18 protein-coding genes are annotated in these 19,579 nt (G+C 50.2%); 12 read left to right on the forward strand and 6 right to left on the reverse strand.

The annotated features are described in order from the left end of the window. The first annotated feature begins 12 nt into the window (after positions 1 to 12). Complete coding sequence (locus PHT49_11115) at positions 13 to 843, forward strand: FAD/NAD(P)-binding protein (protein MDD5452433.1); 831 nt, start codon at positions 13 to 15, stop codon at positions 841 to 843. A gap of 32 nt (positions 844 to 875) precedes the next feature. On the opposite strand, the gene PHT49_11120 is transcribed toward PHT49_11115, so the two are convergent. Next, positions 876 to 4,109, reverse strand: a complete 3,234-nt coding sequence (locus tag PHT49_11120) for an N-6 DNA methylase (GenBank protein ID MDD5452434.1) — start codon at positions 4,107 to 4,109, stop codon at positions 876 to 878. A 195-nt stretch (positions 4,110 to 4,304) separates the two neighbouring features. On the opposite strand from PHT49_11120, the gene PHT49_11125 reads away from it, so the two are divergent. Next, positions 4,305 to 5,258 (forward strand): L-lactate dehydrogenase, encoded by a 954-nt coding sequence (locus PHT49_11125; protein MDD5452435.1) that lies wholly within the window; start codon positions 4,305 to 4,307, stop codon positions 5,256 to 5,258. A gap of 21 nt (positions 5,259 to 5,279) precedes the next feature. Here PHT49_11125 and PHT49_11130 read toward each other — a convergent pair whose 3' ends face one another. From PHT49_11130 to wrbA, 4 genes are read right to left on the reverse strand one after another with little or no spacing between them, the layout of a single operon-like run. Further along, a complete protein-coding gene (locus PHT49_11130; protein MDD5452436.1) occupies positions 5,280 to 5,456 on the reverse strand; it encodes a hypothetical protein in 177 nt (58 codons plus the stop codon). Further along, positions 5,453 to 6,061, reverse strand: a complete 609-nt coding sequence (locus PHT49_11135) for a superoxide dismutase (GenBank protein ID MDD5452437.1) — start codon at positions 6,059 to 6,061, stop codon at positions 5,453 to 5,455. The genes PHT49_11130 and PHT49_11135 overlap by 4 nt, the downstream gene beginning before the upstream one ends. A 20-nt stretch (positions 6,062 to 6,081) precedes the next feature. Further along, positions 6,082 to 6,366: a ferritin family protein gene (locus PHT49_11140; GenBank protein MDD5452438.1), complete on the reverse strand. Its 285-nt coding sequence runs from the start codon at positions 6,364 to 6,366 to the stop codon at positions 6,082 to 6,084. After that, entirely contained in the window at positions 6,335 to 7,009 is a 675-nt protein-coding gene (gene wrbA / locus PHT49_11145) for an NAD(P)H:quinone oxidoreductase (protein MDD5452439.1), read from the reverse strand. Before wrbA ends, PHT49_11140 begins: the two co-directional genes overlap by 32 nt. 279 nt (positions 7,010 to 7,288) lie before the next feature. On the opposite strand from wrbA, the gene PHT49_11150 reads away from it, so the two are divergent. The 10 genes from PHT49_11150 (at position 7,289) to ubiA (ending at position 18,702) form a co-directional block, all read left to right on the forward strand. Then, positions 7,289 to 9,205: a methyl-accepting chemotaxis protein gene (locus PHT49_11150; protein MDD5452440.1), complete on the forward strand. Its 1,917-nt coding sequence runs from the start codon at positions 7,289 to 7,291 to the stop codon at positions 9,203 to 9,205. Positions 9,206 to 9,604: 399 nt separating this feature from the next. Then, the gene (locus PHT49_11155; GenBank protein ID MDD5452441.1) at positions 9,605 to 10,264 is read left to right on the forward strand and encodes a TetR family transcriptional regulator; all 660 of its coding nucleotides are present in this window, start codon (positions 9,605 to 9,607) and stop codon (positions 10,262 to 10,264) included. Positions 10,265 to 10,271: 7 nt separating this feature from the next. Then, a complete protein-coding gene (mqnE, locus tag PHT49_11160) occupies positions 10,272 to 11,402 on the forward strand; it encodes an aminofutalosine synthase MqnE (protein MDD5452442.1) in 1,131 nt (376 codons plus the stop codon). A gap of 48 nt (positions 11,403 to 11,450) precedes the next feature. Continuing rightward, positions 11,451 to 12,506 (forward strand): dehypoxanthine futalosine cyclase, encoded by a 1,056-nt coding sequence (gene mqnC, locus PHT49_11165; GenBank protein ID MDD5452443.1) that lies wholly within the window; start codon positions 11,451 to 11,453, stop codon positions 12,504 to 12,506. Beyond that, positions 12,493 to 13,794, forward strand: coding sequence for an amidohydrolase family protein (locus PHT49_11170; GenBank protein ID MDD5452444.1), 1,302 nt, complete (start codon positions 12,493 to 12,495; stop codon positions 13,792 to 13,794). The genes mqnC and PHT49_11170 overlap by 14 nt, the downstream gene beginning before the upstream one ends. Continuing rightward, on the forward strand, positions 13,782 to 14,654 hold the full coding sequence (locus PHT49_11175) for a menaquinone biosynthesis protein (GenBank protein MDD5452445.1): 873 nt from the start codon (positions 13,782 to 13,784) through the stop codon (positions 14,652 to 14,654). The genes PHT49_11170 and PHT49_11175 overlap by 13 nt, the downstream gene beginning before the upstream one ends. 86 nt (positions 14,655 to 14,740) lie before the next feature. After that, positions 14,741 to 15,550 carry a ubiquinone/menaquinone biosynthesis methyltransferase gene (locus tag PHT49_11180; GenBank protein MDD5452446.1) on the forward strand — a complete coding sequence of 270 codons (810 nt, stop codon included), beginning with the start codon at positions 14,741 to 14,743 and terminating at the stop codon, positions 15,548 to 15,550. A gap of 289 nt (positions 15,551 to 15,839) precedes the next feature. Next, a complete protein-coding gene (locus PHT49_11185) occupies positions 15,840 to 17,282 on the forward strand; it encodes a menaquinone biosynthesis decarboxylase (protein ID MDD5452447.1) in 1,443 nt (480 codons plus the stop codon). Further along, a complete protein-coding gene (locus tag PHT49_11190) occupies positions 17,279 to 17,857 on the forward strand; it encodes a UbiX family flavin prenyltransferase (GenBank protein ID MDD5452448.1) in 579 nt (192 codons plus the stop codon). Before PHT49_11185 ends, PHT49_11190 begins: the two co-directional genes overlap by 4 nt. Then, positions 17,854 to 18,702: a putative 4-hydroxybenzoate polyprenyltransferase gene (gene ubiA / locus PHT49_11195; GenBank protein ID MDD5452449.1), complete on the forward strand. Its 849-nt coding sequence runs from the start codon at positions 17,854 to 17,856 to the stop codon at positions 18,700 to 18,702. The genes PHT49_11190 and ubiA overlap by 4 nt, the downstream gene beginning before the upstream one ends. 108 nt (positions 18,703 to 18,810) lie before the next feature. Here ubiA and PHT49_11200 read toward each other — a convergent pair whose 3' ends face one another. Further along, positions 18,811 to 19,245 carry a phosphate-starvation-inducible PsiE family protein gene (locus PHT49_11200; GenBank protein MDD5452450.1) on the reverse strand — a complete coding sequence of 145 codons (435 nt, stop codon included), beginning with the start codon at positions 19,243 to 19,245 and terminating at the stop codon, positions 18,811 to 18,813. Positions 19,246 to 19,579: the final 334 nt, after the last annotated feature.

The raw sequence follows: 19,579 nt of genomic DNA on the forward strand, positions 1-19,579 counted from the left end.
AGGGCAACAGAGATGAGCAACAATATCTATCTCCCGCATATTGCCGTTATTAAGGATATAAAGGAAGAAACCGGCGATATAAGAACCTTTACCCTGGCGTTTAAGGACAGGGGATTGAAAAAGTCCTTTTCCTTCCGGCCCGGGCAGTTCATGATGGTCTCCGTCTTTCAGGCCGGTGAGGTCCCGATATCCATAAGCTCTTCCCCTACTCAACCGGGAAATTTGCAGTTAAGCATAAAAAAGGCCGGCTCTTTAACCGGGAAGATACATGGACACAAGGTTGGTGATGAGATTGGTCTGCGAGGGCCTTATGGCCGGAGTTTTCCCGTGGAAAGGCTGATCGGGAAGAATCTGTTGTTTGTGGCCGGAGGCATAGGGCTGGCTCCCTTGCGCAGTCTGATTAACTATGTACTGGATAAGAGAACGGAATTCGGCCGGGTTACTATCCTGCATGGAGCGAGAACCCCATCCGATATTCCCTTCAGGCATGAACTGTCCCGCTGGCCCAAAGAAAGGGACGTTAAAGTCCTGGTGACTGTGGATCGTCCGGATTCAAAATGGAGGGGGAGCGTAGGCCCGGTCACTACCTTATGGAACAAGGCCGACCTCTCCGGTCAGGACACCCTGGCTATTATCTGCGGCCCACCGGTGATGATCTCCTTTGTAGTTATGGATCTTCTCAAGATGGGATTTTCTGAAGATGATATTATCTCCACCCTGGAAAGACACATGAAATGCGGGGTGGGCAAGTGCGGGCATTGCAGCATTGGTCACCAACTGACCTGTGTGGACGGCCCGGTCTTTACCTACCGGGAGATGAAAGAGCTGCCGACAGATCTGTAGCTGAACCCCTTCTAATCAGAATATTTGTCATATTAAATTGTGTTCTCTATATCTTTATAAAAGCCGTCGATTTCTCTTTGTATCTCAATAGTCTTCCATATCGCAGTGACAATCCGGCAATAAGTCTGTATCTCATCAAGGGACAGTATCCGTTCCTTCCTATCCTTCAGCCATTTATCGCAGACCTGATAACCGCCGATTTGATAAGCCCATACATCAGGGGGAATGCCTTCAAAGTATTGTGCCTTGTTGATGAAAAGGAGACCAAATCCCCCCTCACCCCCCTTTACTAACGGGGGGATATTGTGAGAAGAATCCCTACTTCCCCTCTTTGGCGAAGAGGGGTTAAGGGGAGATTTTTCGAATAATTCATATCTCAACTTTTCTACCCTGTTGTCCCCTTTCCCCTGAAATCTTGCAATCGGCGAATCGAGGTCAGCGGATTTAAGCAGGTGCAAGTCAACAAGCCTGTTGCCGTATTCAGATATTTTCTTGAACAGCTTATAGTCCTTTGTAAACGGCACCCTTGGAAAGTCTATCTTCAGGAACGCTGCATACCTTGTCCTGTATGTCTCGGCATAAAGAACAGCATAGATGTAATAGAAGATTTCCTCAGGGGAAGGAGTTTTCTTATAGGCTTTTGATAATTCATTAATAACCTTGGCAGATAAGTTAGTCTTTTTCACTCCATAATCTGCCTTTGGTTCAAACAGCATCAACACGCCGCCAAAGGATCGCTTCACTGGTTTTTCTTTGTCATTGTAAAGATAAAGGGGGGCTTGTTGTATAATCCCCCTACTGCTCATAAAGGTTCTATTATCTACAATATGTTTGCTCACAAAAAAGTGGCTATAACTCTCTTCCAAGGAAACCTGTCTCATAAAACATAATGACACATTTTCCAGTAACATGTGTCCCAGCACTTCTTTCCGGGATCGCTCAATGACCGCTTCGTGGTAGAAAATCCATCGTTCATCGAATGGGCGATACAAGATCTTTGTAATAGTTTGATCCCAGTCAGTGTCCTTGGCAACACTCTCCCTTGCATCTCTCAGCTTCCAGTTAGTTTTATCTTTCAGCTTATAAGTCTGTTGTATTATTTCATCAGGTAATTTCTTATCCCTGAACTGCGACATTCTTCTACGCAGCCGATCCCGATCAAAATCAATAACGAATTCATCGCGTGACGTTACGATCCCTACGCTGCTCACCGGAAAGATATCGGTAATCTTCATGTACCTTTCATAAACAGACGACAACTTTTCATCGCGGGGGAAGAACAGATAGAATTCGGATTTAGGGGAAAGTTTCTTCCATTTGGTTGTTGTAATATCATGCTTATTAAGCCAATTGTATTTCTTTTCTCTGAGCCCCCATAGTTCGAAATGGAAAACTTTTGACCCGCCTTTTATCCCCCCCTTGCCAAGAGGGGTTTTCTTGATAAAGATAGCAATAGCAACTCCTTGTTGAATATCAAAGACATTCTCATCTCTTGACCCGTCAGGACTTTTTTCCTTCTTGAGGCTGTTGCCGTGCAGGTCAAGGATATACATCTCGTCGAAACTCCGCATCAGCGACTGACGCATCCCCCTGAAAGTCGGATTATCGAGATAGCTGTGGTTCGTAATAAACCCGAGTACCCCTTGGCCTGCCTGATCGATCTTCCACTGGGCAAAACGGATGAACTTAACATAATCGTCCTGAAGCCACTTGGGGTTCTTTTCATTAAGCGGTCTCCCATCGACTTGATAATAAGCCTTAATCTCGCTTGAAATCCATTCACCGATATTTGATGAATGTCCCGAATAAGGCGGGTTTCCCAGGATCACGAGTATTGGTTGTTCTTTCTTCACCAGACCGGCCAGATGAGACTCTTCAGATAATGAGGCCATCCCGGGCAGCTCTGTTTGGGCCACCTCTTCCATTTCGAGCGTATTGGTAAGATAAAGTTTCACTCGGTCATCCCTCTGCAACCTGTACCCTAATTCTTCCAAAAGGAAAGACATCTTCAAATGCCCGACGGCATAGGGGGCCATCATCAATTCAAAGGCATAGAGGTTTTTCAGGATATGTTCTTTTATGAAATTCTCCCTGCCTCCCTCTCCGTATTTGGAAACAAATTCATCAATTGCAAGTTTTGCCGCCTCTGCCAAAAAGGTAAGCGTTCCTGCTGCGGGGTCTAAGACAGTCACGTTCCTGTCTGCAAATCCGTCAGGTTTACTGAACTGCTCTTTAAGGATGTTGTGCAAAGAGCGAACTATGTAGAAAACCACAGGCTCAGGCGTGTAATACACCCCCCTCATCTCCCTTGTCTTCGGGTCATACGCGGCAAGGAAGGTTTCGTAGAAATGAACGATAGGGTCTTTCCCCTTACCCTCATGGAAGAATTGATGAAGTATTTTGGTGACATCCGTGAGGGAAAGGATTTCCGAAATATCATCAACAATCCATTCCATCTGCTGAGGGAGGGCGCCTAATGAAACAAACTGGAAAACGTCTCTCAATATTCCAATTGTTTGAGGTATGTTGTAATAGGCGAGTTTCCTATTGAAGCCATTTTCTGAACGAGTCCTGGCTGCAAATAGGCCGTAGGTGATAGTCTGTGCGTAAAGATCCGAGAATTCATCTTCCGTAAGGCCGCTGATAAGATAATCCTTAAAAGCCTTGTAAAATCCCCGGATAAATCCCTTGCCTGCACTCTGTTCTTCCCTCAGTTCCTGTGCTATAACCTCATCCTTTAAAAAGCGTGTCCTTTTGGCAAGTTCAACGGCAAGGTTCTTTGCGTCATATACTTTCGGCAATGAAAAGGAAAAAAACTTTTCCAGCAGTTGCAGGAATTCAGGTTCCTTTTCGAGAGGTGGGATAGTTTTTAGCTTATGAACTACGTATGGCCTTCCGATGAGGACCTTATCCGTCCTGACACCGTTACGGTAAAGCCTGAACTCAAAGAAATTGGTAAGAATAACATTCGGGAAAGTATGCAAGTATCTCTTTAGCTGCTCTGTTTCCTCTATCCTGTCAAGGTCTTCAATAGTAGGGTCTTTAGCCTCAATGTATCCCGTGATATGTTGCTTGCCGTCCCATACTCTGAAGTCCGGATTGCCCGCTTCCGTCTTTTTGGGAAGAATTGTTATATGAAAATTTTTCTTTCCAATTGAACCGCAATACTCATCAAGAAGAGATTTCAGGACCTGGTAATAGCTTTCTTCCCGTGCATCCCCCCGTGTGCCGGTATCGGCTATCTGTTTTAAATAGTCTTTAAGCATGACGCAACCTATCGATGATTTCCGGGCCAGCGCTCGTAGTCTCGTTGGTTCTCAGCATGGTTGTTTCGGAGCAATGCTTTTATGGATATGGAGGAATAGGAAGTAGCGTAAAATCATAGCCTGCATACCGATAATGCGTTAGAATACAAATAAAGGCAAGTGGAAAAAATTAGCTGAGGGCAGGGAGGTCAGGCCATGAACGACAAGAAACTATCTCCTAAGGTAGCCGTCATAGGCACAGGAATGGTGGGTTCATCATTTGCGTATGCCCTTACTATCAAGGGTACGGTACGGGAACTGGCCCTTATCAACAGGACGCCGGAAAGGGCTGAAGGAGAGGCCATGGACTTAAACCATGGCCTGTCTTTTTTATCGCCGATGAATATACAGTCCGGCGGTTATGAATTATGCCGGGATGCCCAGGTAGTGGTTATAACCGCCGGCGCCCCCCAAAAAACCGGGGAAACAAGGCTGGACCTGGCTAAAAGGAACGCCGCGGGTATAGAGGAAATCGTCCCAAAAATTCTGGAATTTAACCCCTCTCCCATACTTCTGATGGTCAGCAACCCTGTAGATATTTTGACCTATGCGGCCCTTAAGGTATCCGGGCTTCCTCCCGGCCAGGTAATAGGCTCAGGGACTGTTCTGGATAGTTCACGCTTTCGTTTCCTACTTTCTGGAAATTGCGCTATAGACCCGCGCAGTGTACACGCCTATATTATTGGTGAACATGGCGACAGTGAAGTAGCGGTCTGGAGCCGGGTAAACATAGCCGGCATCCCTCTGCACGAATATTGTTCCATCTGTGACCGCCAGTGCCCAAAGGCTACCAAAGACACCATATTCGAAAATGTTAAGAAGGCTGCTTATGATATCATAACCAAGAAGGGTGCCACTTATTATGCCATAGGCCTGGCCCTGACACGCATTGTCGAGTCCATCATCAGGGATGAGCATAGCATACTTACGGTCTCCAGCCTGGTCGAAGACTACTATGGCATCTCCAATGTCTGCCTTTCCCTCCCCAGTATAGTTGGCGCAAGTGGTATTGAAAGAGTAATCACCGCGTCTTTAAGCGATGGAGAAGTCCGCGCCTTGCAGAATTCAGTACGAATCCTGCGAGAGAGCCTTAAATCTCTGGGATGGTGAAACTAGAGCTATCCACAATCTTTATTCCGGGGCGACCAGTTGAAACCCGCAATTTTCGCAGTAGAAGAATCCATCCTGGGCCTTCTCTGCGTTATACGTATTCAGATGGCCACAGTTAGGACAAACGATGTACATGTCCTCTTCGAGTTCCTGAACCTCAAAGTTACCCTCAACATCAGCAGATACCCTTCCTTTCATAATCCCTCCAGTCTCTTATTCACCTCCTCCCAGTTAACAATGTCCCAGAAGGCATCGACAAATTTGGCCCTCTCGTTTTTGTAATCCAGGTAATACGCATGCTCCCAGACATCAATAACCATGAGTATTTTAAACATCGGATAAACGTTTATATTGTGCTTTTCCACCTGCATAATAATGGGCCTGTTGGTCTTACGGCAGAAGGTAAGCGCCGCCCACCCGGAGCCTTCTACGCTCACTGCCGTCTGGGTAATTTCCTTTTTGAACCTTTCAAAACCTCCGAACTCCTTCTCTAGTACCGCTCCTAAAGCGCCACCTGGCTTTCCACCGCCTTTGCCAGCAGGCGCTAAATTGCTCCAGAATAATGAGTGCAACAGATGTCCGCCTATGTGGAATGAGAGTTCCTTTAGGGTCGATTTCATATCCGGATCAGCGCCGTCTTTTCTGGCCTTATCCAGCTTCTCCAGTATGGCATTGGCGCCATTAACGTAGGCCAGATGGTGTTTGTCGTGGTGTATCCTTAGTTGTTCTTCTGATATGTGCGGTTCCAAGTCCCTATATCCGTAAGGCAGCTCCGGCAGGGTATATAATCTCGATGTTTCCATTGACATCCCTCCTTTATCTCTTATTTTGCCAGTTCTTCCTCCACTTCCTTTCTGCCCTCTTCCAGTTCCTCTACCTGCTCCTTATCTTCTTTTAACAGCAGGGCCTGAAACTCTCCCACGTGCGTCTTTTCCTCTCTGGCAACGTCTAAAAGTATTTTTTTAAGGTTTTTGTTCTGGGTCAGCGCCGCCATCTGCTCATACAGATTTATGGCATCTAATTCCGCTATTATCGCCGCCCGCAGTATCTCCTTGTCCAGATCCTTTGCCTTTACCTTATCCAGATTGATGGGTATCCTTGATAACATGGGTCTCACCTCCCTTCCCCAAAACCAGATACCTTGTGATCTCGGTTACGTGTTTGCCCTGAAAACGGGCGATGGCCAGTTCATTTTCAGTCGGATGGCGGCTCCCCTCCGGGCCGGCTATGGTGGAGGCCCCGTAAGGGCTGCCGCCGGAGACCTCATCGACAACCAGCAGTCCTTTTTCAGAGTAGGGCACGCCCACTATAATCATCCCGTGATGTAAGAGTGTGGTATGGAAGCTAAGGATGGTTGACTCCTGGCCCCCGTGCTGGGTGGCCGTGGAAGTAAATACACTCCCTGCCTTCCCAATCAAGGCCCCTCTCCTCCATAACCCGCCGGTCGCATCGAGAAAGGCCCGCATCTGGGCGCACATCATACCAAAGCGCGTGGGCGTACCAAAAATAACGGCATCTGCTTCGGCCAGATTCTCCATCGTGGCTACCGGCAGATGGGCAAACTGCCTCTTGGCCTCGACAGCGCCCATCTTGGCCAGAATCTCATCAGAAAGCGTCTCCGGAACCTGAAAGAGGTTGACCTGCGCGCCCGGCACTTCCCTGGCGCCTTCGGCAACTGCCTCTGCCAGACGGTACACATGGCCGTACATGCTCCAAAAGATAATATTAATTTTGACGTCTCCGCCTGCCATATTTGTCACCTCCTTTATTTACTATTCTCTAACTTCAACTTGTCCTTAGTCAAGGTAAATTGTAAGACCGTTCTCTGATCCAATCCGGAACTGTTACCGGCGGCTAAAAAGCAAGGTTATTAGGCGTTCTGGTTTAAGATTTTTAAAAATTAACCGATAATATTGGTCTAACAGGAGTTAATCCTATCAGCATCATGGAAAGGAGGGAAATTTCTGCGGATATTTACTAACTACCCAGACACGCTATATTTTAATCTTTGTATAGAAGGGAGATGATCCATGAAACTATCGTTTTCGAAGTTATCATTTTCAGGAAAAATTATCGGGCTGATTATAGCTGCCGTTATCGTCGTAAGCGTAGTAATCTTTGGTTCGACATATTATTTCGTATCCAGAGAGTTTAATCAACAAGCCCAGGGAAACATTATCACTCATGCAGATTCAGTTCAATCATCGCTCGATAATTTAAAAGAAAATATCAGTGGTGTGGCCTACTTGGTAGCCTCCAGGCCGGATGTGGCATCTGCCATCGAAAATAAGGATACGACCTTTCTCCAGCAGTTGGGCAAGGAAATCATGCAAAAAAACGGCCTGGGGTTTATTACTATAGCCGATAAGGACGGCAACGTGGTGGCCCGGGGTCACTCTGAAAAAGCAGGCGACAGCGTTCTCAAACAGATAAATGTCAAGAAGGCCCTGGCCGGAGAACCATCCGTGGGTATTGAAGAGGGGTCGGTGGTAAAATTTTCTCTCCGGGCTGGATATCCCGTTAAAGCAGGCGACCAACTAGTGGGTTCGGTTACCACAGGCGCGGATCTTTCTTCTGATAATTCTTTCGTGGATGAGATCAAGAAAAACTTTGGTGTGGAATGCACCATATTTCACAATGATACCCGTGTCTCGACCACGATTGAAAAGGAGGGCAAGAGGGCTATCGGAACCAAGATGGACAACTCCGAAGTTATCGAAACGGTCATTAATAAGGGACAGAGATTTCTCAAAAATAATAAGATCATGGGTAAGGAATATACCACGGCCTATTGGCCCATCGTCTCTGCCGATGGCAAGGTCAGCGGGATGCTTTTTATCGGTAAAGACCGGGAGTCTATTAATCGGGCCTACAGAAATATTATCTGGTCAATCCTGACCTCAGCTTTGATAGTAGGAGCGCTAATGGTTACATTGGGGTTCATCCTGGCTCGTTCCATAACCAACCCAATCAATAAGGTTGCCGACTCGCTGAACGAAAGCTCAAATCAGATTGCCCTCGCTTCCCGCGAAGTTTCTGTAGGAAGCCAGAACATGGCGGAGAGGGCATCCGAGCAAGCGGCATCTCTGGAACAAACCTCTGCCTCCCTCGAAGAGATAGATTCCATGACCAGACAAAATGCAGATAACGCCGGAAAGGCAAATAGCATGATGTCAGACACCTCGCTGGTGGTCGAACAGGCCAATACCTCCATGTCTCAATTGACCACCTCTATGCAGGCTATTTCAGAAGCAAGCAATGAAACGGCCAAGATCATTAAAACCATCGATGAGATTGCTTTTCAGACCAACTTATTGGCCTTGAATGCAGCAGTAGAGGCAGCGCGCGCCGGTGAGGCCGGGGCTGGTTTTGCTGTGGTGGCCGAAGAAGTCCGTAATCTGGCCATCCGTTCCGCCGAGGCAGCCAAGAACACAGCCAATTTGATCGATGATACAGTCAAAAAGATTGGCTCCGGGTGCGAGCTGGTTAACAAGACCAATGAGGCATTCTCCAGGGTGGCGAGTAGTTCGAAAGAGATAGGAGAATTGGTAAGCGAAATCTCCACGGCCTCCCAGGAACAGACCCAGGGTATCGGGCAAATTAGTACGGCTGTGGCCGAAATGGATAAAGTAGTCCAGGCCAATGCCGCCACGGCTGAGGAAAGCGCCTCGGCCAGTGAAGAACTGAACGCCCAAGCTGCAACTATGAAGGATGTTGTTAGTCAACTGGTGACTCTGGTAGGTGGAACTACCGCGCATGACACGTCATCTGTCAAGGATAGGCTGATCGGAATTAAAGAGCGTCCCGGAGCAAACCGTGCCGAAGCCAGGAAGCTCGCCTCTCCTATGCCAAAGAAAGCTACCGCCCAACCCAAGGCGCATCCCGGAAAAATCAACCCGGAAGAAGTGATCCCCCTGGACGAAAAACAGAATTTTACGGACTTTTAACTTTACAGGAACGTTTGCCACGGTCTCTCCGATGGGACCGTGGCAGGCATAACCTGGCTTAACAACCACCAAATTTGTGGACTTTCCCCAAAAAATCTCAGCAGATTAGGTCAACGTGTTAATTTTATCCGATTTTTGCATTCTGGAAATGGAAGCCATCATCCCTTCGCTTCACGGCTTGCGCAGCGACCCTCTCGGAACTAGCAGGTGGGGAATGCTTGCCCCTTCCAGCCTCTAACGGGCTGGCTTTCCCCTTCCTGCTCGCCCTCGATGTGTGCCCCGCTGCTCCAGCAAGTTACGCTCAGAAACAATGGCTTCCATAAAAATGTGGGGAAAGTCCTGCCAAAATTAGGTTGACTTTTTGGTCTGGGCTTTCTAATATGACCACCTGGTCATATTATGGATACCGATCTTACCCCAAGACAGACCTTCTTTAACCTCCCCCCGGACAAGCAGCAGCGCGTCTTAGAGGCGGCTGTTCAGGAGTTTTCCGAGCGAGGCTACCAGCAGGCCAGCATTAACACCATAGTCTCCCGACTCAATATCGCCAAGGGATCCATCTATCAGTACTTCGACAGCAAAAAAAGTCTGTTTCTCTTTATCTTCAATCAGGGAATTGCCATGGTGCGGCAGATGCTGAAGCATGTTAAAAAGGAGAGTCAGGAAGAAGATTTTTTCACGCGGGTAAGGAAATCCCTTATGGCTGGGGTTGAGTTCATAGATAAACATCCGGCCCTCTACCGGGTTTATCTCCGTATTCTTTTTGAGCGCGATTCTCCTCTACGGGAAGACTTTCTGCAAACGATAAGGCTTTTCTCCCGTGAGTACATCCTCTCCCTTTTGGAAGAGGGGCAGGCACGGGGTGAGGTCAGAAAAGACCTGGACCCTGTGTTGGCTGTGTTTATTCTAGACGCGGTATTGGATAAGTTCCTGCAGAACTATGCCCTGCCCTATCTTGATCCGGCCCTGGAGTTAAACGAGAAAAATGGCCTGGAAGAAAAAATCGACAGCATAGTGACCATGCTGCGGCAGGGATTCGCCGCGGCAGATGGGATTTGACATGAACATGGATTGGTCGAAAAGAGAACCGTGGTGGCAAGAGATACGTGGTAAGGTCGAGGCCGGTGAAAGGCTATCCTTTGAAGACGGGCTGAGGCTTTACCAATCAAACGATATCCTGGCCATCGGCGCCCTGGCCAATGCGGTACGCCGCCGCATGAACGGCGATAAGGCATTTTACATATACAATCAGCACATCAACTATTCCAATATCTGCGTCAATCTCTGCCGTTTTTGCGCCTTCGGCAAGGATAAGGGCGATTCGGCCGCGTATGAAATGTCCGTTGAGGAGATAGTCGGCAAGATTCAAAGCAGGCGCCATGAGCCGATAACCGAGGTGCACATCGTAGGCGGGATACATCCTGACCTGCCTTATCGCTATTATGTGGAGATGATCCGGGAGATCAAAAAGGCACGGCCGGAGATCCACATACACGCCTTTACCGCCGTAGAGATCGCCCATCTGGCCAATATCTCCGGACAAAGTATATCCGATACGCTCCGCGACCTGCGCGAGGCCGGGTTAGGTTCGCTTCCGGGCGGTGGCGCAGAGGTCTTCAGCCCCCGCATAAGGGAACGCCTCTGTCCCAAAAAACTATCTCCGGAAGGCTGGCTGGAAGTGGCCGGGGCCGCGCATCGCCTCGGCATCAAGTCCAATGCCACAATGCTCTATGGACATATCGAATCTGCGGAAGAAAGGGTCAGCCATCTTCTGGCCTTGCGCCAGACCCAGGATGAGACCGGCGGCTTCATGGCCTTTATTCCCCTGGCCTTTCACCCGCGAAACACCGAGCTATCCGAACTCTCTAACACCACCGGCTTTAATGACCTTAAAAATATCGCCGTCGCCCGTCTCCTGCTCGATAATTTTCCGCACATCAAGGCCTACTGGGTGATGATCGGCCCCAAACTGGCCCAGATCGCCCTTAATTTTGGCGCAGATGATCTGGATGGAACGATCATCGAGGAAAAGATCACCCACATGGCCGGTGCGGAGACGGCCCAGGGGATGACCCGCGCGGAACTCCGGCGTTTAATCCATGAGGCGGGATGTACGCCGGTAGAACGGGACACCCTGTACAATATCATTAAGCCTTCAGCAATTAACGCTCAGCAATCAGCAGAGAAAGGCTCATAGCTGATAGCTCATAGCTGATGCTTACTTACATATCATCGAGGCCCGGCAATGAATTACGATTCGTGGCACAGAAAAATAGACCATAATGAAAGGTTCTCAAAAGAAGAGTCCCTGGCGCTTTACAACCATGCGGATCTCCTTGCCCTTGGAGAACTGGCCGATCTGAAACGCCGTCTTCTTAACCCCAAAAAGCTGGTTACCTACATCATTGACCGCAACATCAATTATAGTAATATATGCATTTCGGGCTGCCGTTTCTGTGCCTTCTTTAGAGAAGATGGGGCACAGGGAGGCTATGTCCTGACCAAGGAAGAATTGGCCCGAAAAATAGAGGAAACCCTTTCTCTGGAAGGCGTACAGATACTCCTTCAGGGCGGCTTGCACCCTACCCTGCCCTTTTCTTTTTATGAAGAGATGCTCGCCTTTATCAAAAGTGAGCATCCTATACATATACATGGGTTTTCGCCTCCGGAGATTGTGCACATGTCCCGGCAGTCAGGGCTGGGTATAGGCCAGGTACTGCGACGGCTGCGCGCGGCCGGCCTCGACTCTATTCCAGGCGGAGGCGCGGAAATATTGGTGAACAGGGTAAGACAGGCCGTGTCGCCCCGTAAATGCTCAGCAGATGAATGGCTGGCAGTTATGGAAGAGGCGCATAAACAGGGGGTTAAGACTACGGCTACCATGATGTTCGGCCATGTAGAGACTATCGAAGAACGCATCGAACACCTTATGCGCATCAGAGAACTTCAGGATAAAACCCATGGGTTCACAGCCTTTATCCCCTGGCCTTTCCAGCCGCATAATACCCGTATAACCGTCGATCCCGTGGGCGGCGTCGAATACCTGCGTATGCTGGCTGTTTCCCGGATCGTCCTGGATAATATCCCCAATCTACAGGCCTCCTGGGTTACCCAAGGGCCGAAGGTGGCACAGGTGGCCCTTGCCTTTGGCGCGAATGACTTCGGCAGTACCATGATCGAGGAAAATGTGGTGGCCGCCACCGGCGTCTCTTATCAGTTGAGCGAAAAGGAGATCAGGCGAATCATTACTGATGCCGGCTATGAGCCGGCCCGCAGAAATATGGCCTATGAATTTATTTAAGCCATCAGCCATCAGCTATCAGCTATCAGCCCGGAAGGTAGCCGCAGGCTTCAGCCTGCGCAAGTCATCAGCAGTCAGCGCTCAAGTAAAAATCCACCGTGCCAGATGGGTCTTTCCTGTCTCTTCAGCGCCGGTTAGTGACGGCGCGGTTGTGGTTGCCGATGGCCGTATAGAGGCCGTGGGCCGGTTTAAGGACCTCAAAGGCGCTTATAGCGGCGGCGTAGTTGACCATGGAGAGGTAAGCATCCTGCCAGCCCTGGTCAACGCCCATACCCATCTTGAACTTGCCGCCCTGCGCGGACGCATATCCGGAAAGGATGGTTTTGTTGACTGGATCAGGGGGCTTATTAAAGTGCGGGAAGAGATTCCGCCGGCTGAAACAGAAAAGGCAATAACCAATGAACTTGCGGCCATGCGCCGGCGTGGCGTCGGCCTCATTGGTGACGTAGGCAATACCCGGATGGCTTATGAGTTATGCCGAAAACAAAGGGAAAATATCGTTTTTTTTCGCGAGTTCCTGGGCCTTAACCGGGAGAAGACGGCAAGGGCCAAAGAGATGCTGGCAGAAGCCGGTAAATCTCATGAGACCGACAATGCATTCCATGTGGCCGCCCATGCCCCATACACCGTCTCTGCCGAACTGTTTTCGGCCCTCAAATCGTGGGCCAATAAGCGCGGTAAGATGCTCTCCGTGCACCTGGCCGAATGCCCGGAGGAACAGGAACTCTTTGCGCATGGAAACGGAGCATTGAAAGACCTGCTCCGAGAGCGTTCAGCGTGGGATGATGATTTTATTCCGCCCGGGAAAAGCGCGGTATCATATCTCGACAAACTTGGCGTCCTGGACAGTAACACGGTCTGTGTACATCTCGTACACCTGTCAGAGGAAGATATGGAAATCCTGGCTGCCCGCAGGGTAAAATGCTGCCTCTGCCCCAAGAGTAATCTCTTTCTCAACGTCGGCTTCCCGAAGGTGGAAAAGATGCTCGCCTATGGGCTGTATCCGGCCCTGGGTACGGATAGCCTGGCCAGCAATGAGAGTCTCAGCATCTTAGAAGAGATGGCGGCCGTCAGGAAACACGTACCCGGCCTGGCCCCGGAAAAAATACTGGAGATGGCCACCCTGAACGGCGCCCGGGCCCTTGGCCGGGAAGACCGGCTGGGCAGTCTGACGCCGGGGAAAGAAGCCGGGATGCTCTCTGTCCCGGCCGGCGGAGAAGGCAGCCGGGAAGCGCTTGAAGGCATAATAGCCGGCGCCGCGACTATACCTGTACGTTGGATACATTAAAAGGAACAAAAATGGATCAGATTAGAATCGGCAAATTCAGTTTTATTAACACCAGCCCCATATATTACCCACTCGAACACATAGTAGGCTTAAACGGCTTTCAGGTGATAGAGGGATCTCCTTCGGAACTAAACGCCCGCTTTTTCCGCGGGGAATTGGACATCAGCGTCATATCCTCACAGGAATACGGTCTCCATGCGGAAAGATACCTCCTCCTCCCTGAACTGGCCATTGTCTCGCAGGGAACGGTCAAAAGCGTGCTCTTTTTCAGCAAATATCCGCTTAAGGCCCTCAGCGGGCGCCGCATCCTTATAACTGAGAAGTCACAAACCTCGGTAGCTCTCCTGAAGATTATCCTGGAAGAATTTTATGAGGTATTCCCCATCTATGAGACAGGCGACCTGTCCGCGAAAGACGTCCATGCCCGGGAAGTGGCCGGCTTTCTGGCTATAGGCGACGAGGCCTTGCGGTTTCGTATCGAGAGTCAGGAGCCTTACATTATCGACCTCGGCGAGACCTGGAAGAAGTTTACCGGCCTGCCTTTTGTATATGCGGTGTGGGCAGTGCGCCGAGAATTCTATAATCAGTTTCCGCAGAAGGTATGGGAGGCCTGCCGCCTCCTTAAACAGTCACGGGATAAGGGCCTTAAGACCCTGGAAAAGATCGGAGGCCGCTTTGCTCCACATATCCCCATGTCCAAGGAGGCCTGCCTGGCCTACCTGCGAACCCTGTGTTTTGACTTAACTCCGGAGGCGCTGGAGGGAATGAGGCTGTTCTTCCGCTATCTGGTCAAACGCGGTGAATATCCTTCTCCGGTGGACATAGAATTTATACCGCAACTAGACAGGATAACGGCCTGAATGTCAGATAAAACACTCGTGTCTCAAAGAGACACAAAGAACAATGAAAACAATCCCCCCTCACCCCCCTTTGGTAAGGGGGGGATATGTTAAGTCCTCTTTTGGAAAAAAAGGGGAGTCCGTCAAATCCCCCCTTGGGAAAAGACGGGAGACCATCAATTCCCCCTTTGGAAAAGGGGGATACAGGGGGATTCTCTGGTGAAAAGAAAGCCTTTGTAGAAAAAAAGTTTTCTTCGATTACTTCGCGCTACGATTTCCTCAACTCCCTGCTGAGTCTAAATATTGACCGTTACTGGCGATGGGTGACCGCCCGTGAATTAGACAATTATACGGAAGGACCAATCCTCGACCTCTGCGCCGGCACACTGCCCTTAAGCCTTAGTATAGCCGGACGCAGGCCCGAACGATATGTATTAGCCCTTGATTTCTGCCGGGATATGCTGGCCTACGGTCGCAACAGACTAAATGGACAGGCAGCAGGCCGACAAATTATTCCGATTTGTGCAGACGGCGAAGAAATCCCCTGTCGTAATGAGAGCTTTTCCGGGATTACCGTGGCCTTCGGGGTACGTAACCTGAGCAATCTGGATAAGGGTTTAAAGGAGATGTGGCGCGTCCTCCGGCCCGGCGGGAAACTCGTCATCCTTGAGTTTTCCCGCCCTAAAAATCCGATCATGCGGCCGCTCTATTTCTTTTACCTGGGACAAATCCTGCCTCGTATAGGTGGCTGGATATCAGGAGATGAAGAGGCCTACCGTTATCTGGCGACTTCCATCCGTCAGTTCTGCTCACCCGAAGAACTGGCACAAAAGATGGAAGCGGCCAGCTACATAAAGGTGGCTTATCGCCCGCTCACAGCCGGAATAGTGACTTTATACACGGGAGAAAAACCTTGATATTCAATGCGGAGAACATAAAGAGACATCTCAAATTTGAAATTTGGTAACACGTTAGCTGTCTTAAAAGGGCTAGTCATCCAGAAAACGGCAACTCAAAAATCCCCCTTAATCCCCCTTTTTCAAAGGGGGAAGCGCTTCTCCTCCCTTTGGAAAAGGGAGGTTGGGAGGGATTTTAAAATACTTTTTCAACCAGTTAAACTGATACGAAAATTGAGATTTGAAATTCTTCTCTTTGCGTACTCTGCGGTAAACAGTACATTTCGAGCGCTAAAATGGGAGGATCACCTTGGGCTACAAAAATCTGCAGGAATTCATCCGCCTTCTGGAAAAAGAAGGTGAAATAAAGAGAATCACTGAACCGGTCAGCCCCTATCTGGAGATTACCGAGATCACGGACCGCGTCTGCAAAAAGGGCGGGCCTGCCTTACTCTTTACTAATGTAACCGGCCATGACATGCCGGTCCTGATGAACGCCTTTGGATCATACCGGCGCATGTGCCTGGCCCTTCAGGTCTCTAATTTCGAAGAAATCGGGAAAGACATCCTGACCTTCCTGGAGGCCGAAGCCCCGGATACCTTAATCAAAAAGCTCAAGATGATACCAAAGCTCAAGCGGCTGGCCGATATGTTCCCAAAGATGGTGAGCAAGGCCCCCTGCCAGGAAGTGATAATAAAAGATAATATCGACCTTAGACGCCTTCCGGCGCTGCACTGCTGGCCTAAGGACGGCGGACCTTTTATCACCCTTCCTCTGGTCTTTACCAAACACCCCGAGACCGGCGTGCGTAACTGCGGGATGTACCGCATACAGGTCTTTGACGCCACCACCACCGGTATGCACTGGCACACCCACAAGGGCGGGGCCCAGCATTACCGCGTAGCCGAAAAACGCGGCGAGCGGCTGGAAGCGGCGGTAGCCATCGGCGCAGACCCGGCTACCACTTATGCGGCCACGGCCCCTCTGCCGGAAGACATCGACGAGATGGTCTTCTCCGGCTTTCTCCGTTCCGAACCGGTCGAACTGGTGCAGTGCCTTACCGTCGATCAGCAGGTGCCGGCCGAAGCGCAGATTATCCTTGAGGGCTATGTAGAGCCGGGCGAAAGACGCATGGAAGGCCCGTTCGGCGACCATACCGGCTATTATTCACTGGCGGATAAGTATCCGGTCTTTCATGTCACCTGTGTCACGCACCGCAAAGACGCCGTCTATCCGGCGACCATCGTGGGCCGGCCTCCCATGGAAGACTGCTACATGGCCAAGGCCACGGAGCGCATCTTTCTGCCGCTGATAAAAAAACAACTGCCGGAAATCGTGGATATGAACCTCCCCCTGGAAGGTGTCTTCCACAACCTCGCCTTCATCTCTATCGATAAGCGCTACCCGGGGCACGCCCGCAAGGTGATGCACGCCCTCTGGGGGATGGGCCAGATGATGTTCACCAAGATTATAGTCATCTTTGACCGGGAAGTCGATGTCCAGGACCTCTCACAGGTCCTCTGGCGTATCGGCAACAACATCGATCCGCGGCGGGACACGGTTATTACCGATGGGCCGGTGGATGCCCTGGATCATGCCTCACCCCTGCCCCACTATGGCGGGAAGATGGGCATCGATGCCACGCGCAAGTGGCCGGAGGAGGGATTTGAACGCGACTGGCCGGAGGTCATTGAAATGGATGAGGCCGTGAAAAAGAAAATTGATGCCATCTGGGAGAAGCTGGGTTTATGACGGCATATCCACCTAAACGTTACATCGTGGCCCTGACCGGGGCGAGCGGCATGCCCTACGCCGTAACGCTTCTGCAGAAATTAGCGGCGCAAAATGTGGAAATACACGGCCTCGTGTCCGCGGCCGGGGCCCAGGTATTGAAGCTGGAAACCGGTCTTTCTACCTCAGAGGTCAGCCGGTACATGACCAGGCTCTACGACGAAAAAGATTTTGCCGCGCCGGTAGCCAGCGGGTCTTTCCCCCATGACGGCATGATCGTTATCCCCTGCACCATGGGGACACTGGGCGCCATAGCCAACGGCATATCAAACAACCTTATCCATCGGTCTGCGGATGTGACCTTAAAAGAAGGCCGAAGACTTTTATTGATTTTGCGGGAGACCCCGCTAAACAGGATACATATAACCAATATGCTGCGCCTGGCGGAGGCCGGAGCGACCATCATGCCGGCCATGCCCGGATTTTATCATCACCCCGCGAGTATTGAAGAATTGGTCGCCATGTTCGTGGACAGAATCCTGGATGTCCTCGGCCTGCCCGATCCGGAGGCCAAAAGGTGGGGTATCGACCCATGATACGAAAGACCCATACCTTCCTGGAGATGATTAAATTCGAGCACACCATCTTTGCCCTGCCCTTTGCCTTCATGGGGGCCTTCCTGGCGGCGGGCGGCGTGCCGGAGCCGGCAAAATATCTCTGGATCCTTTTGGCCATGGTCGGCGCGCGTACGGCGGCTATGGGCTTTAACCGTATAATTGACCTCCCCTATGACCGCAAAAATCCCCGCACCGCAAGCCGGGCCCTGCCTCAAGGTGTGATAAAGGTCAAAGAGGCCCGGCTCTTTGTGATCATGGCCTCTTTGCTCTTCTTCTTTGCGGCCTATAAGCTAAACCGGTTGACATTTATGCTGTCCCCCCTGGCCCTGGCCATAGTCCTTGCTTACTCTTACACCAAACGATTTACCTGGTTGTCGCATATATTCCTGGGTCTGGCCCTGGGCATTGCCCCCACCGCCGGCTGGATCGCCGTTAAAGGGGCGCTCGACGCTGCGCCTCTTATCCTGAGCGCCGGGGTCATATTCTGGGTGGCAGGTTTTGACACCATTTATGCCTGTATGGATTTCGAATTTGATCGCCGCGAAGGGCTGCACTCGATACCCTGCAAATTCGGCAAAGAAAGGGCGCTTGCTTTTGCCGTAGGATTCCATATCCTGGCTTTTTTATTCTTTCTCTATACCGGCATTATGAGCGGGTTAGGGTGGGTCTATTATGCGGGCATCGCCCTGACGGCGATGGCTATGGCGCTGCAACATATATTTGTTACGCCCAAAGACCTTTCAAAAATCAACCTCTCCTTCTTCACCATGAACGGCATAATCAGCATTACCCTCTTTCTGGCTACATGGGCCGCCCTTTCTTGATATAACAGTACGCAGATTTCCGCGGATATTCACAGAAAAATAAAATTGTGGAAGCAGGAGTCTGTTCTGGATTGTCGCTGGATTTTGCCCCTGGATTCCCGCTTCCTGTCATATTTTTTCCACTTTTGCGGCCAGATAATAAGCAAAAACCAGACACAGAATTACCAGGGCGCTAAGCCCAATCTCCCAGAGCCGTTCCACCTGAACGTGCTCCACATGTGATAGCTCGATCTCGACCAGAAGTATCCGCCGAACCGAGGCTATGATTCCGATGGAAAGAAAAGGTTCCAGGGTAAATCTCTGCTTCTTAAGGAAACGGATAATGGTCCAGAAAAGCTCAAGGATAATCAGGGCCAGGAGCACATCATTCACCAGGCTGATTATGGCAGTGCGGGATGGATGAGCAAGATTGGTAATCCCGTAATACATGATGAAGCCGCAGGCGATAAGCAGTAAAAGACCTGCCAGCACGTGAAAGGCAATGTCCGCATGAACAAGTAATCGTCTGATCTTTTCTTTCAGATCCGGCCTTGATTCTTCCATATCAGCGCCTTTTTATTAACTTGTCTCACATGCGTATCCTGATATTTATGATATAGTTATGCCATACAAATCCCCCAAAGAAAAGCAATAAAATAAGGGCAGAGCAAGGAACCGGTGTAGTCGTGTTATTCTATTCCAGTTCCCTACCCTGCCCAAATTTTCGTTTATATATTAGCGCACTCCTCGGCGGGACTCCTCATCGGCGAATCGGCTCCTTTACCGGCCGCGCCTTGCAGCAGCATTATATCTTCAGCCGCGATTATCCGGTTGATGTCCAGGATGATAGTAAAACTCTCGCCCTGTCTGGCCATGCCCTGGATAAAATCCGTTCCAA

This window comes from Desulfovibrionales bacterium, assembly GCA_028715605.1.
Lineage (GTDB): Bacteria > Desulfobacterota > QYQD01 > QYQD01 > QYQD01 > QYQD01.

What these genes read in the sequence shown, in the direction of transcription:
- PHT49_11180 (MDD5452446.1), top strand. Translation starts at nt 14,741, where the DNA reads ATGTTAAGTCCTCTTTTGGAAAAAAAGGGGAGTCCGTCAAATCCCCCC.
- PHT49_11120 (MDD5452434.1), bottom strand. Translation starts at nt 4,109, where the DNA reads ATGCTTAAAGACTATTTAAAACAGATAGCCGATACCGGCACACGGGGG.
- PHT49_11130 (MDD5452436.1), bottom strand. Translation starts at nt 5,456, where the DNA reads ATGAAAGGAAGGGTATCTGCTGATGTTGAGGGTAACTTTGAGGTTCAG.
- mqnC (MDD5452443.1), top strand. Translation starts at nt 11,451, where the DNA reads ATGAATTACGATTCGTGGCACAGAAAAATAGACCATAATGAAAGGTTC.
- PHT49_11125 (MDD5452435.1), top strand. Translation starts at nt 4,305, where the DNA reads ATGAACGACAAGAAACTATCTCCTAAGGTAGCCGTCATAGGCACAGGA.
- PHT49_11200 (MDD5452450.1), bottom strand. Translation starts at nt 19,245, where the DNA reads ATGGAAGAATCAAGGCCGGATCTGAAAGAAAAGATCAGACGATTACTT.
- wrbA (MDD5452439.1), bottom strand. Translation starts at nt 7,009, where the DNA reads ATGGCAGGCGGAGACGTCAAAATTAATATTATCTTTTGGAGCATGTAC.
- PHT49_11115 (MDD5452433.1), top strand. Translation starts at nt 13, where the DNA reads ATGAGCAACAATATCTATCTCCCGCATATTGCCGTTATTAAGGATATA.
- PHT49_11170 (MDD5452444.1), top strand. Translation starts at nt 12,493, where the DNA reads ATGAATTTATTTAAGCCATCAGCCATCAGCTATCAGCTATCAGCCCGG.
- PHT49_11135 (MDD5452437.1), bottom strand. Translation starts at nt 6,061, where the DNA reads ATGGAAACATCGAGATTATATACCCTGCCGGAGCTGCCTTACGGATAT.
- ubiA (MDD5452449.1), top strand. Translation starts at nt 17,854, where the DNA reads ATGATACGAAAGACCCATACCTTCCTGGAGATGATTAAATTCGAGCAC.
- PHT49_11150 (MDD5452440.1), top strand. Translation starts at nt 7,289, where the DNA reads ATGAAACTATCGTTTTCGAAGTTATCATTTTCAGGAAAAATTATCGGG.
- mqnE (MDD5452442.1), top strand. Translation starts at nt 10,272, where the DNA reads ATGGATTGGTCGAAAAGAGAACCGTGGTGGCAAGAGATACGTGGTAAG.
- PHT49_11140 (MDD5452438.1), bottom strand. Translation starts at nt 6,366, where the DNA reads ATGTTATCAAGGATACCCATCAATCTGGATAAGGTAAAGGCAAAGGAT.
- PHT49_11155 (MDD5452441.1), top strand. Translation starts at nt 9,605, where the DNA reads ATGGATACCGATCTTACCCCAAGACAGACCTTCTTTAACCTCCCCCCG.
- PHT49_11190 (MDD5452448.1), top strand. Translation starts at nt 17,279, where the DNA reads ATGACGGCATATCCACCTAAACGTTACATCGTGGCCCTGACCGGGGCG.